Here is a 13,419-nt window from a genome sequence, read left to right on the forward strand (position 1 = left end):
TTACCGAATCCATCAATACGTAGAGACAAGAAAAGCACATGAACCTGATCCTGCAAGCGCAGAAAAGCGCCAACGTTTCGTCGTCCGACATCGATGCCGTCGCCGCGCTGGCCGGCGGCCGCGCCGAGCAGCTGGCCGACGCCCGCGTGCCCGACGCCGACGCCTGGCGCGTGGCCGGCGTGACCTTCAGCGACGACCTCAAGACCCGCATCGACGCCGCCTGCCTGGCCGCGCAGCTGGACTACGCCTTCGTCGACCCGGCGCGCAAGCTGGCCGACTTCAGGCTGGTGGCGATGGACATGGACTCGACCCTGATCACCATCGAATGCATCGACGAGATCGCCGACATGCAAGGCCTGAAGCCGCAAGTGGCGGAGATCACCGAAGCCGCCATGCGCGGCGAGATCGAGTTCAACGAGAGTCTCCTGCGCCGCGTCGCGCTGTTGAAGGGGCTGGACGCGTCGGCGCTGCAGCGCGTCTACGACGAGCGCCTGAAGCTGTCGCCGGGCGCCGAGAACATGCTCAGGACCATCCAGGCGGCCGGCCTGAAGACGCTGCTGGTGTCGGGCGGTTTCACCTTCTTCACCGACCGCATGAAGGAGCGCCTGGGCCTGGACTACACGCACTCCAACACGCTGGAAATCGTCGACGGCAAGCTGACCGGCCGCGTGGTCGGCGGCATCGTCAACGCCGACGAGAAGCGCCTGACGGTGGAGCGCGTCTGCCAGGAGATCGGCGCCCGGCCGTCGCAGGCCATCGTCATGGGCGACGGCGCCAACGACCTGAAGATGATGGGCATCTCCGGCCTGTCGGTGGCCTTCCGCGCCAAGCCGGTGGTGCGCGCCCAGGCATCCGTGGGCTTGAATTTTGTGGGGTTGGACGGCATCTTGAACCTGTTGGGCTGAACGCCCATTGACGACAGGAGACGCGATGGAGCAGGAACTGGTGTTCGACGGCAATACCCAATCGGCCAAGGAGCTGGCGCGGTGGCTGTACATCTTCCACGGCATCAGCCTCGCGTTTTCGCTGGGCATGCTGTCCTGGCTGCCGCTGATCGTCAATTACCTCAAGCGCGCCGACGCGGCCGATACCTTCGTCTACAGCCATCACCGCTGGCAGATCCGTTCGTTCTGGTGGTATCTGTTCTGGATGTTCGCCGGCGGCGTGGTCTCGGCCACCGTGGTCGGCATTCCGCTGGCGATCCTGATCTGGACGCTGGCCTGGATCTGGAAGGCCTACCGGCTCATCAAGGGCTTCCTCGATCTCAACGACAACCAGCCGATGCCGCTCTGAGGCCCGCGCACCGGCCACCGGCGGCATCACGGCAAGCCTTGTCGGCAGGCCGGCCGGCAGACTCATCAGGCGGCGTCCCAAAAGGGACGCCGTTTTCGTTTGTGGCGGCCGTCCCTGGCGGGGTCGCGGTCGCCAGTTGTCGAAAAGCAAACTCCAGTCTGGAAGCGGGGAAGATGGTCATATCGCAACCTTTCGAGCATAATCTCAAAGATTGTCTGGCCGGATCCGATATCCGGCGATGTGCGGAATCGCGATCCGCATGTCCGACATCCTCGATCCGATGCATACCAATACCAAGAAAGCCTGCGCATGAAGAACTGGACGATCAAGCAACGCATACTCGGAAGCTTTGGGCTCATCCTCGTCCTGATGGCGCTGATGGCCGGCATCTCCGCCTACAATCTTTCCCGGATCGAGACCAGCGCTACCAGCCTGCGCAAGGATTCGACTCCCGGTCTCTACTACAGCACCATGATCAACGCGGCATGGTACGAGAACCTGCTGATGGGCCAGCAGATCGCCCAGATCGACAAGACCGATGCCGAGCGCCAGGGCAACATCGCGCTGCTGCGTCGCAACGGCGAGCGTCTGGACCGTCTGCAGGAAGACTACGACAAGACCGTCTTCAGCGAAGATGACCGCAAGCTGTTCAGCGACTTCAAGGAGGCGCGGCAAAAATACCGCGCCATGGTGACCGAAGTGCTGAAGATGGACTTCAGCCAGGAGGGCGCCGTCGACAAGATCTTCAACGAACAGATCCGCCCGCAATGGCGCCTGGCCTATCAGTTGACCCAACGCATGGTGGAGAAGAACAAGGCGATCGCCGATGATGCCGCCTCCAACATCAGCGAGTCGGTCACTTCGGCGCAGTTCGCCATGCTGGTGTCGCTGATGGCCGCGCTGCTGGCCGCGCTGGTGTGCGGCTTCCTGCTGATGCGCGCCATCAACGAGCCGCTGCAAAAGCTCATGGGCATCCTCGACATCATGCGCTCCGGCGACTTTTCGCGCCGCCTGCAGCTGGACAGCCAGGATGAGTTCGGCCACCTGGCCACCGGCTTCAACCGCATGACCGACGACCTCACCTCGCTGGTGGGGCAGGCGCAAAAGTCCTCGGCCCAGGTCGCCACCTCGATGACGGAAATCGCGGCCACCTCCAAGCAGCAGCAAGCCACCGCGGCGGAAACCGCCGCCACCACCACCGAGATCGGCGCGACCTCGCGCGAGATCTTCGCCACCTCGCGCGACCTGGTGCGCACCATGAATGAAGTGTCGGTGGTCTCCGACCAGACCTCGACCCTGGCCGGCAGCGGCCAGGCCGGGCTGACGCGCATGGAAGACACCATGCAAAGCGTGATGGACGCGGCCGGCTCGGTCAGCGCCAAGCTGGCCATCCTCAACGAGAAGGCCGGCAACATCAACCAGGTCGTCACCACCATCACCAAGGTGGCCGACCAGACCAACCTGCTGTCGCTGAACGCCGCGATCGAAGCCGAGAAGGCCGGCGAGCACGGCCGCGGTTTCTCCGTGGTCGCCACCGAGATCCGCCGCCTGGCCGACCAGACCGCCGTGGCCACCTACGACATCGAAGTGATGGTCAAGGAAATCCAGTCGGCCGTGGCGGCCGGCGTGATGGGCATGGACAAGTTCTCCGACCAGGTGCGGCGCGGCATGCAGGAAGTGCAGAACGCCGGCAGCCAGCTGTCGCAGATCATCGCCCAGGTGCAGGCGCTGTCGCCGCGCTTCCAGATGGTCAACGAAGGCATGCAGGCGCAGGCCAACAGCGCCGAACAGATCAATCAGGCGCTGGTGCAGCTCTCGGAAGCCGCGCAGCAGACCGTGGAGTCGCTGCAGCAGTCCAGCCAGGCCATCGAGGAATTGAACGTGGTGTCCAACGAGCTGCGCAACGGCGTGTCGCGCTTCAAGGTGGCGGGCTGATTGCCGCCGCGCTTTCGCTGAAGCCGTCGCGCCAGTCTGCGTTTTCGCCATGAGCCAGAAACTGTTCCTGCTGTTTAGCATCGGTCGCGACCGTTACGCCCTGCAGGCGTCGGATGTGTCCGTGGTGCTGCCCATGGCGCTGTGCAAGCAGGTGCCGGGCACGCCGCCCTGGGTGCGCGGGCTGTTCAGCTACGGGGCGCGCAATGTGCCGGTGATCGACCTGCCGATGCTGGCCAGCGGCCAACCTGCCGCCATTCGCGTGAGCACGCGCCTGGTGCTGGCGCATTACGCGCCGGCCGGCCGCGCGCCGGAGCTGCTGGGCCTGCTGCTGGAGCAGGCCACCGACACCTTGCGCTGCAATCCCGACGATTTCCTCGCCTCGGGCATCGCCAACGAAGAAGCGCGCTACCTCGGCCCGGTGATGCGTCACCAGGGCGCCCTGCTGCAATGGGTCAAGGTGGATGAACTGCTGGACGAAGCCACCCGCGCGCTGCTCTATCCCGAGTCCGATGTCGCCGGAACTGCGGCGCAAGAGGCGGGCGCATGAAGGCGCTGGAACGGATTGCCGACACCCTCAAGGGCGCGATGGGGCTGGACATGGCCACCGTCGGCCAGAGCCTGATCGAGCGCGTGGTGCGCGAACGCATGGCGGCGCTGCAGATCGAGGACGACGAGCTTTACCTCGCCGAACTGATCAATTCGGCGGCCGAATTGCAGTGCCTGATCGAGCTGGCCGTGGTGCCGGAGACCTGGTTCTTCCGCGACCGCGAAGCGATGCTTGCGGTGGCGCGGCTGGCGCGCGAGAAGCTGGCGGCGATGCCGGCCGGGCGCATCCGCATCTTGAGCCTGCCTTGCTCCACCGGCGAAGAGCCGTATTCGCTGGCCATGGCGCTGTTCGACGCCGGCGTGCCGGCCTCGATGTTCCAGATCGACGCCGTCGACATACGCACGCGCTCGCTGGAGATCGCCGCCGACGGCGTGTATGGACGCAACTCCTTCCGCGGCCGCGAACTGGATTTCCGCGATGCCTATTTCACGCCGCAGGACGGCGACTGGCGCATCGACGAACGGGTCAAGGAGCGCGTGCGGTTCTCGGCCGGCAACATTCTCACGCCGGACTTCATGCGCCATAGCGAGCCTTACGATTTCATCCTGTGCCGCAACGTGCTGATCTACTTCGAGCGCGAGGTGCAGTTGCAGGTAGTCGCGCTGCTGGAGCGGCTGATGAAGGATGACGCCTTCATCTTCGTCGGCCCGGCAGAAGGCGGCATCATGCTCAGCCCGCGCATGGTCTCGGCCGGCATCGCGCTGGCCTTCGGTTTTCGCAAGCGCTTGCCGGAGGAGCGGCAGGCGGCCGCGACGGCGCCGCTGCCTCCGCTCAAGCTCACGCCGCTGCCCGCAGCGAAGCTGGCGCCGATGCCGCGCGCGGTGTCGGCCGGCGCCGCGCGCCCGGCGATCGCGCCCGCCGTCAATCATCCGGCGCCGGGCGTGCATGTGCCGCAGTTGCTGCTGGAGCGCGCGCGCCAGCTGGCCGACCAGGGTGAGTTTTCGCGCGCCGCCGAGTTGTGCGAGCAGGCCGTGCGCGAACAGGGGCCGAGCGCCGATGCGTTCTATCTGATGGGGCTGATTCACGACGCCGGCGGCGACACCGGCGCGGCGCAGCGCTGCTACCGCAAGGCGGTCTACCTGCAGCCGGCCCATCACGAGGCCTTGCTGCATCTGGCGGCGCTGCTGCAGGCGCAGGGCGATGCGGCCGGCGCCCAGACCATGCGCCAGCGCGCCGAACGCATCGAGAAATCGGCTAATCCGGGGGAGAGTGCGCATGGCTGAGATCAAAAGCGCCGGCCCCGAGGCGGGTGCCTACGTGCTGGACAAGGTCAGCGCATCGGAAGATCTGGCGCGCCAGTGGTCGCAGTCGCCGTCGACGGCGGTGCACGAGACCCAGGCCAGGGATGCCGGCGACAGCGAGTCGGCGCTGGTGTTTCGCATCGGCGAGGAATGGCTGGCGCTGGGCACCGGGGTCATCAATGAGGTGGCCGATGCGCGGCCGGCGCACAGCCTGCCGCACCAGCGCAACCGCGCCGTGCTCGGCGTGCTCAATATCCGCGGCGCGCTGCGCATCTGCGTGTCGCTGGCGCGGCTGTTCCAGCTCGGCGCGGAGAACGCCAAGCCCACCGGCCATCACTTGCTGGTGGCCATGCACGAGGGGCAGACGCTGGTGTTTCCGGTCGACGAGGTGGCGGGCGTGCACCGCTACGACCCGTCCACCGTGGGCGCAGCACCCACCACGCTGGCGCATGCCGCCACCCAGTACACGCTGGGGCTGCTGGACTGGCGCGGCCGCAAGGTCGGCCTGCTGGATCACGGCCTGCTGTTCTACGCGCTCAATCGGAGCATGACATGAGTACGCCCGACCTGAGCCAGATGTCCATGCTGGACCTGTTCCGCTTCGAGGCGGAGAGCCAGATCCAGCTGCTCAACACCAGCCTGCTGGAACTGGAGAACAACCCGACGCAGGCCGAGCACCTGGAAGCCTGCATGCGCGCCGGCCACTCGCTCAAGGGCGCGGCGCGCATCGTCGGCCTGGACAGCGCGGTCAAGATCGCCCACGTGCTGGAGGACTGCTTCGTGCTGGCCCAGCAGGGCAAGCTGGCGCTGGAGAAAAAACACATCGACGTGCTGCTGCGCGGCGCCGACCTGCTGGGCCGCATCGCCAGCCCGCCCGACGGCGATGAAGCCTGGGCCGAGCATGCTGGCCGCGAGGAAGTGGCGGCCTTCATGTCGGGCCTGGCGGCCGTGATGAGCGGCGGCGAAGCGCCGCCCTGGCCGCCCTCGGCAACTTCTGCGGCGCCGGTCGCTCCTGCCGTTGTGCCGGCGGCCCCCGCTGCGCCGCCCGAGCCGGCCGCTGCAGCGTCGCAGGCCGAGCCGGAACCGGCCCCGGCGGCGGCGCCGGCAGCGCCAGGCCATCCGCAGTCGTCCTCGCGCGCGGTGCGCGTGAGCGCCGAAAACCTGGACCGCCTGCTCAGCCTGTCCGGCGAATCGCTGGTCGAGTCGCGGCGCCTGAAACCGTTCACCGCCGGCATGCTGCGCATGAAGCGGGTACAGCGCGAATCCATGCAGGCGCTGGACCTGCTGCAACAAAAGCTCTCCGCCGGCGGCGCCGACGAACTGGCGCAGGCGGCGCTGGCCGAGCTGCGCACGCTGATGCAGCAGAACCAGCATCTGCTGGGCGACCAGCTCAATGAACTGGAAGCGTTCGACCGCCGTTCGGTCAATCTCTCGCAACGCCTGTACGACGAAGCGCTGGCCTGCCGCATGCGCCCCTTCGCCGACGGCACCGGCGGCTTCGCGCGCATGGTGCGCGACGTCGGCAATGCGCTGGGCAAGCCGGTGCGCCTGGAGATCACCGGCAACGCCACCCAGATCGACCGCGACATCCTTGAAAAGCTCGACGCGCCCATCGGCCACCTGCTGCGCAACGCCGTCGACCACGGTATCGAAAGTCCGGCTGCGCGCGCGGCCGCCGGCAAGCCCGAGCTGGGGCTGGTGCGGCTGGAAGCGCGCCACAGCGCCGGCATGCTGCTGATCGAGGTGTCCGACGACGGCGGCGGCATCGATCTCGAGCGGGTGCGCGAGGCGGTGGTGCAGCGCAAGCTGTCCAACGAAGAAACGGCGGCCCGCCTGTCCGAGGCCGAGTTGCTGGAATTCCTGCTGCTGCCCAGTTTCAGCCTGCGCGACACGGTGACCGAGATCTCCGGACGCGGCGTCGGCCTGGACGTGGTGGCCGACATGTTGAAGCAGGTGCGCGGCACCATCCGCATCACGACCAGGCCCGGGCAGGGCACGCGTTTCCTGATGCAGCTGCCGCTGACGCTGTCGGTGATCCGCAGCCTGCTGGTGGATATCGACGGGGAACCTTACGCCTTCCCGCTGGCCTATGTGAACCGTACGCTGCGCCTGCAGGCCGAAGAGCTGCAGACGCTCGAGGGTTACCAGCACTTCACGCACGACGGCCGCCAGGTCGGCCTGGTTAGCGCGCACCAGATCCTGCAGAAGGGCGAATGGCGCTCGCGCGACGGCGGCGTGTGCGTGGTGGTGATCGGCGACCATGAACATACCTACGGGCTGGCGGTGGACGCTTTCCTCGGCGAGCGCATGCTGGTGGTCCAGCCGCTGGACGCGCGCCTGGGCAAGATCCCCGACGTGCTGGCCGGCGCGCTGATGGAAGACGGCGAGCCGCTCTTGATCCTGGATGTGGCCGACATGGTGCGCTCGGTGGAGAAGCTGACCTCCTCGGGCCGCCTGGAGACGGTGCATCACGGCGGCGGCGCACAGGCCGCCAGCGAGGTGCGCAAGAAAGTGCTGGTGGTGGACGACTCGCTCACCGTGCGCGAACTGGAGCGCAAGCTGCTGACCAACCGAGGTTATCAGGTCACCGTGGCGGTGGACGGCATGGACGGCTGGAACGCCGTGCGCACCGAGCGCTTCGACCTGGTCATCACCGACATCGACATGCCGCGCATGGACGGCATCGAACTGGTCACGCTCATTCGCGGCGCGCCCAGCCTGCAGTCGCTGCCGGTGATGATCGTGTCTTACAAGGACAGGGAAGAAGACCGGCAGCGCGGCCTGGAGGCCGGCGCCGACCACTATTTCACCAAGAGCAGTTTCCACGACGAGAGCCTGCTGCAGGCCGTCGCGGATTTGATCGGAGACGCTTCATCGTGAAAATTGGCATCGTCAACGACACCCCGATGATGGTGGAAGTATTGCGGCGGGTCATCGCCGAAACCGGCCGGCACGAGCTGATCTGGATCGCGCGCGACGGCCAGGAAGCGGTGCAGATGTGCGCCTGGCAGTTGCCCGACGTGGTGCTGATGGACCTGCTGATGCCCAAGATGGACGGCGTGGAAGCGACCCGCCGCATCATGCAGGACACCCCGTGTCCGATCCTGGTGGTGACCTCCGACATGGGCACCAGCGCCGGCAAGATCTACGAGGCCATGGGCCATGGCGCGCTCGACGCCACGCAGACGCCGGCGCTGATCGGCGCGGCCGGCAAGCGCGACGCCGCCGCCCTGATCGAGAAGATCGACAATCTCGGCCTGCTTCCGCCCGAGGCGGTGGCGCCGCCGGCCAAGCCCAGGCTGCCGCCGCTTGTCACGCCGGTGTCGCACGACGGCGGCGATGTGCCGCTGGTGGCCGTGGGCGCCTCGGCCGGCGGTCCGGCGGCGCTCTCGGTGATCCTGAAATCCATCCCGCGCGGTTTCCCCGCGGCGATGGTGATCGTCCAGCATATCGACGCCGCGTTCGCGCCCGGCATGGCCGAATGGCTGCAGCAGCAGTGCGCGCTGCAGGTGCGCCTGGCCGAGGAGGGCGACCGGCCGCGCCGCGGCGAGGTGCTGCTGGCCGGCAGCAACAAGCACCTGGTGTTCAAGGGCGAGGGCATGCTTGGCTACACCAGCGGCTCTCCGGGTGACGTCTACCGCCCCTCGGTGGACATGTTTTTTCACAGCATCGTCAAGCACTGGCAAGGCGAAGCCACGGGCGTACTGTTGACCGGCATGGGGCGCGACGGCGCCGCCGGCCTGAAGGCGCTGCGCGACAACGGGTATCACACCATCGCCCAGGACCAGAAGAGCTGCGCGGTCTATGGCATGCCCAAGGCCGCGGTGGCCCTCAACGCCGCCGTCGAGGTGTTGCCCGTGACAGGGATTGCAGCCCGGCTGCAGGGAATTTTGATCTGAACAATCTGAAGGATAAGAACAATGATTTCGGTGCACACCGACATCCCCAACGGCGGCCCCGCGCTGTCGGCGGACGAATATAAGATCATGGTGCTGCTGGTCGACGACCAGGCCATGGTGGGCGAGGCTATCCGCCGCGCCCTGATGAACGAGCCCAACATCGACTTCCACTTCTGCACGCGCGCCGAAGAGGCGCTGATGGTGGCCGAGAAGACGCGGCCGACCGTGATCCTGCAAGACCTGGTGATGCCGGGCGTGGACGGCATGACGCTGGTGCGGCAGTACCGCGCCACGCCGACGCTGGCCGACGTGCCCATCATCGTGCTGTCGTCCAAGGAAGACGCCACCGTCAAGCGCGACGCCTTCGCCGGCGGCGCCAACGACTACATGGTCAAGCTGCCCGATGTGATCGAGCTGGTGGCGCGCATCCGCTATCACTCGCGCTCCTACATCAACCTGCTGCAGCGCGACGCCGCTTACCGCGCGCTGCGCGAGAGCCAGCAGCAGCTGCAGCAGTCCAACTTCGAACTGCAGCGCCTGACCAATACCGACGGCCTGACCGGCATCGCCAACCGCCGCTATTTCGACGACTACCTGGCCGCCGAGTGGAAGCGCGCGCGGCGCGAAAAGCTGGAGCTGGCGCTGCTCTTGATCGATGTCGATTACTTCAAGCTCTACAACGACAACTACGGCCACGTCGCCGGCGACGCCGTGCTGCGCCAGGTGGCGCAGGCGCTGGAGGGCAGCATCATGCGCCCGGCCGACCTCTCGGCGCGTTTCGGCGGCGAGGAGTTCGCCATGATCCTGCCGCGCACCGCGCTGGACGGCGCCCACGCCATCGGCGAGAAGATCTGCAAGCTGGTCGAGGCGCAGCAGGTGCCGCACGAGCGCTCGGCCGCCAGCCAGTGGCTCACGGTCAGCATCGGCGCGGGTTGCGTGGTGCCGGGCGAGGAGCAGCCCATCAGCGAGCTGATCGAGATGGCCGACCGCCGCCTCTACATGGCCAAGCAGCAGGGCCGCAACCGGGTGGTCTGGCAAGACGCCTGAGCCATCCGGACCGAACGCAACGACAAGGAACACGCAGGATGCGCGAAATCGCCACGCTGGAAGAACTGAAATCGCTGGCCGGCCAGGAAGTGGCCGTCAGCGACTGGATCGAAGTCTCGCAGGAACAGGTCAACCGCTTCGCCGACGCCACCGGCGACCATCAATGGATACACGTCGACGTCGAGCGCGCCGCGCGCGAGCTGCCCTTCGGCGGCACCGTGGCCCACGGTTTCCTGACGCTGGCGCTGCTGCCGCGCCTCCTGGGCAGCGCGATCAGCCTGGGCGCGGACGTCAAGATGTTGCTGAACTACGGCCTGAACCGCGTGCGCTTCCCGGCGCCGCTGCCGGTGGGGCGCAGCGTGCGCGGCGTCATCGTGCTGCAGTCGGTGGAGGATATTCCCGGCGGCGCGCAGCTGGCCTGGGAAATCACGGTGGAATGCGAAGGCTCGGAAAAGCCGGTGTGCGTGGCCGAATTCCTGGTGCGCCGCTACTGAACAGGACTTCCGCGCGCAGATCCTCGCGAAACATCACGATATTTGTTGTCATACAACATCGCATTCAACGGCCGGCGAAATTTGCCTTCGTCGGCTGTTGAGAAGATGCTAAGGTGGGCGAATTCGGTACTGCACCAAGACAGTGCCGGCATGCGGCGGGCATTGTCCGGCGCCGCGTGCAGGGACGTTCGCCCGCGGCGGCCATGGGGTGGCGCCACGATGGCGGACGATGGCGCGGCAGGCAGCAACCGCCGCCGCGCGTTTGCCGATGATTGCCCATGACGTTTGAACGACCAGCAAGCCAAGCAGAAACCGCTTTTCACCAGAAGGCGCTCGCATTCAATAATGTGACCCTTTCCTACATCGCCCGCGGAGCGCCGCTCGACCATTTGCTCGACCGCATCGCAGGCGGATTTTCAGAGGCCTATCCGGCCCGTTCCCTGGCCATTTTCCTGTTCGATGCGCAGCAGCGACGCATGCGCGTCGGCTCCGCCCGTTGCATGGCGCCGCCGCATGTGCAGCAGGTCGAGGCGCTCGAAGTCGCCGAGCCCGATACGCCGCAATTCTGGGCGCTGTTCCAGCAGACCGCCGCCGCCCATGGCGCCGAAGTGATCGAGATGCTGCCGCTGCGCTCCTTCGCCGGCGATGTGGCGGGCATCCTGGTGGTATGCGGCGCCGCCGGCGCGCTCGCCGAGACCGCATATGAAGACGCCGCCTACCGGCAGACGGTGGGCGCGGCGGTGTCGATGGCCATGCTGTCGATCGAGCGCTCGCTGGCGCCCAGCCATGTGCGGCCGCCCATCGAAGCGGCCAGTCCGTCGGACGAGCGCATGGCGCTGGCCATCGAGGGCAGCGGCACCGGCATCTGGGACCGCAACGCCGTGACCGGCGAGATCTACTATTCGCGCGGCTGGAAGGCCATTCTCGGCTACGAGGACTGGGAGCTGTCCAATCACATCGAGGATGCCTACAAGCGCGTGCATCCGGACGACCTGCCCTACGTGCAGGAAACCATCCGCAAGCACTTCGAGGCGAAGTCCGACACCTACATGGTCGAGCACCGCATCCTGTGCCGCGACGGCAGCTACAAGTGGATCTGCAGCCGCGGCAAGGTGGTGGCGCGCGACGACCAGGGCAATGCGCTGCGCATGATCGGCACCACCACCGACATCACCGAGGTCAAGCTGCTGACCGGCAAGCTGCGCAAGAGCAGCCAGCTGTTGGCCGACCTGACCAGCGAGATTCCCGGCATGGCGTTCCAGTACCGCGTGCCGCCCGGGGCGGACGGTTATTTCACCTACGTCAGCGAAGGCTCGCGCGAGACTTACGGGCTGGCGCCCGAGCAGTTGCTGGAAGAGGCGGCGGCGATCGAGAGCATCATGCATCCCGATGATCTGCCGCTCTACAAGGCCTCGCTGGAGGCGATCGCCGGCGGCGCCGCGCACTGGCGCCTGGAATATCGCGTCATGCCGCCCGGCCTTGGCATGCGCTGGCTGCGCGGCCATGCGCGTCCGCGCCGCCTGGATGACGGCAGCGTGCTGTGGCATGGCTTCATCAGCGACGTGAGCGAGAGCAAGGCGATCGAGCTGGAGTTGCAGGAGTTCGCGCTGACCGACTTCCTCACGCAGCTGCCCAACCGCCGCTATTTCATGCGGCGGCTGGAAGAAGAGCACGGCCGCCTGCAGCGCAGCCCGGAGGGGCGCGCGGCCATCCTGATGTGCGACCTCGATCATTTCAAGGTGGTCAACGATACCTACGGCCACGCCGTGGGCGACCTGGTGCTGAAGAACTTCGCCGCAGTGCTCAAGGCGCAGCTGCGCAAGAGCGATACCGTGGGGCGTTACGGGGGAGAGGAGTTCGCCGTGATCCTGGCCGACGCCGATGCCGTGGTGGCGTCAGGGTTCGCCGAGCGGCTGCAGCGCGGCTTCGCGGCCCAGCCTTTGCAGCTGGAGGGCAAGGCCGTCGCGGTCACGCTGTCGATCGGCATCGCCATCATGCACGCCGGCTCGGCGTGCCAGGAGACGGTGCTGCGCGAGAGCGACGACGCGCTCTATCGCGCCAAGGCGAACGGGCGCAACCGTTTCGAGATTGCGCCCGCTGCTGTCTGACGTTGTCCGGCATTGTCCGGATTGTCCGGTTTTGCCCGGCTTCACCTGACCGCCGCGCGGCCGTCCTTCACTGTTTCATGCCGCTCAGCGTTTCTGGTACTGGCTCTTGCCGAACAGCAGGTCCTTGGCCTTGTCGTCGGTGAGCGGCTTGCGCTTGTCGGCCAGCACGGTCACGCCGCGCTGCACTGCCGGACGCGCGCTGATGGCGTCGAACCAGCGCTGCACGTTCGGGTAATCGGCCAGGTCGATGCCCTGGTTCTTGTGCGAGCGGGTCCAGGGGAAGCTGGCGATGTCGGCGATGGTGTATTCGTCGCCGGCCAGGTAGGCGTGCTTGGCCAGCTGCTTGTCCATCACCTGGTAGAGGCGCTTGGCTTCGTTGCTGTAGCGGTTCACCGCATACTCGATCTGCTCCGGCGCGTACAGGCGGAAATGGTGCGCCTGGCCCAGCATCGGCCCCAGGCCGCCCATCTGGAACATCACCCATTGCAGCACTTCATATTTTTCGCGGTCGGTATTGCCGAGCAGGCGGCCGGTCTTGCCCGCCAGGTAGATCAGGATGGCGCCCGACTCGAACAGCGAGATCGGCTGGCCGTCCGGACCGTCGGGATCGACGATGGCGGGGATCTTGTTGTTCGGGGAGATCTTCAGGAATTCCGGCGTGAACTGGTCGCCCGCGCCGATATCGATGGCGTGCGCGGTGTAGGGCAGGCCGCATTCTTCCAGCATGATGTGAACCTTGTGGCCGTTGGGCGTGGCCCAGCTGTAGACGTCGATCATGTGTGTCCTTGTTTGCGT

General features: G+C 66.7%; 12 protein-coding genes. 11 read left to right on the forward strand and 1 reads right to left on the reverse strand.

Annotated features, from left to right (window positions below; all coding sequences use genetic code 11):
- Positions 1 to 38 precede the first annotated feature (38 nt).
- The 11 genes from serB (at position 39) to CEJ42_RS07175 (ending at position 12,624) form a co-directional block, all read left to right on the forward strand.
- A complete protein-coding gene (serB, locus tag CEJ42_RS07125) occupies positions 39 to 905 on the forward strand; it encodes a phosphoserine phosphatase SerB (RefSeq protein ID WP_079214437.1) in 867 nt (288 codons plus the stop codon).
- Between the two features lie 25 nt (positions 906 to 930).
- The gene (locus CEJ42_RS07130) at positions 931 to 1,293 is read left to right on the forward strand and encodes a DUF4870 family protein (protein WP_088750476.1); all 363 of its coding nucleotides are present in this window, start codon (positions 931 to 933) and stop codon (positions 1,291 to 1,293) included.
- 309 nt (positions 1,294 to 1,602) lie between these two features.
- Complete coding sequence (locus CEJ42_RS07135) at positions 1,603 to 3,228, forward strand: methyl-accepting chemotaxis protein (protein WP_088750477.1); 1,626 nt, start codon at positions 1,603 to 1,605, stop codon at positions 3,226 to 3,228.
- 49 nt (positions 3,229 to 3,277) lie between these two features.
- On the forward strand, positions 3,278 to 3,775 hold the full coding sequence (locus CEJ42_RS07140) for a chemotaxis protein CheW (RefSeq protein WP_088750478.1): 498 nt from the start codon (positions 3,278 to 3,280) through the stop codon (positions 3,773 to 3,775).
- Positions 3,772 to 5,058 (forward strand): CheR family methyltransferase, encoded by a 1,287-nt coding sequence (locus CEJ42_RS07145; RefSeq protein WP_088750479.1) that lies wholly within the window; start codon positions 3,772 to 3,774, stop codon positions 5,056 to 5,058. The genes CEJ42_RS07140 and CEJ42_RS07145 overlap by 4 nt, the downstream gene beginning before the upstream one ends.
- The gene (locus CEJ42_RS07150) at positions 5,051 to 5,632 is read left to right on the forward strand and encodes a chemotaxis protein CheW (protein ID WP_243397811.1); all 582 of its coding nucleotides are present in this window, start codon (positions 5,051 to 5,053) and stop codon (positions 5,630 to 5,632) included. The genes CEJ42_RS07145 and CEJ42_RS07150 overlap by 8 nt, the downstream gene beginning before the upstream one ends.
- Positions 5,629 to 7,956, forward strand: a complete 2,328-nt coding sequence (locus CEJ42_RS07155; RefSeq protein ID WP_088750480.1) for a hybrid sensor histidine kinase/response regulator — start codon at positions 5,629 to 5,631, stop codon at positions 7,954 to 7,956. The genes CEJ42_RS07150 and CEJ42_RS07155 overlap by 4 nt, the downstream gene beginning before the upstream one ends.
- Positions 7,953 to 8,975, forward strand: a complete 1,023-nt coding sequence (gene cheB / locus CEJ42_RS07160) for a chemotaxis response regulator protein-glutamate methylesterase (RefSeq protein WP_088750481.1) — start codon at positions 7,953 to 7,955, stop codon at positions 8,973 to 8,975. Before CEJ42_RS07155 ends, cheB begins: the two co-directional genes overlap by 4 nt.
- A gap of 21 nt (positions 8,976 to 8,996) precedes the next feature.
- A complete protein-coding gene (locus tag CEJ42_RS07165; RefSeq protein WP_088750482.1) occupies positions 8,997 to 10,022 on the forward strand; it encodes a diguanylate cyclase in 1,026 nt (341 codons plus the stop codon).
- 38 nt (positions 10,023 to 10,060) lie between these two features.
- Positions 10,061 to 10,516 carry a MaoC family dehydratase gene (locus CEJ42_RS07170; RefSeq protein WP_088750483.1) on the forward strand — a complete coding sequence of 152 codons (456 nt, stop codon included), beginning with the start codon at positions 10,061 to 10,063 and terminating at the stop codon, positions 10,514 to 10,516.
- Positions 10,517 to 10,863: 347 nt separating this feature from the next.
- Positions 10,864 to 12,624: a sensor domain-containing diguanylate cyclase gene (locus tag CEJ42_RS07175; protein WP_243397812.1), complete on the forward strand. Its 1,761-nt coding sequence runs from the start codon at positions 10,864 to 10,866 to the stop codon at positions 12,622 to 12,624.
- 84 nt (positions 12,625 to 12,708) lie between these two features.
- Here the strand turns inward: CEJ42_RS07175 and CEJ42_RS07180 are convergent, their stop codons facing one another.
- Entirely contained in the window at positions 12,709 to 13,401 is a 693-nt protein-coding gene (locus CEJ42_RS07180; RefSeq protein WP_088750485.1) for a glutathione binding-like protein, read from the reverse strand.
- Positions 13,402 to 13,419: the final 18 nt, after the last annotated feature.

Origin of the sequence: Herbaspirillum robiniae, assembly GCF_002213415.1 — a bacterium.
GTDB classification, from domain to species: domain Bacteria; phylum Pseudomonadota; class Gammaproteobacteria; order Burkholderiales; family Burkholderiaceae_D; genus Herbaspirillum; species Herbaspirillum robiniae.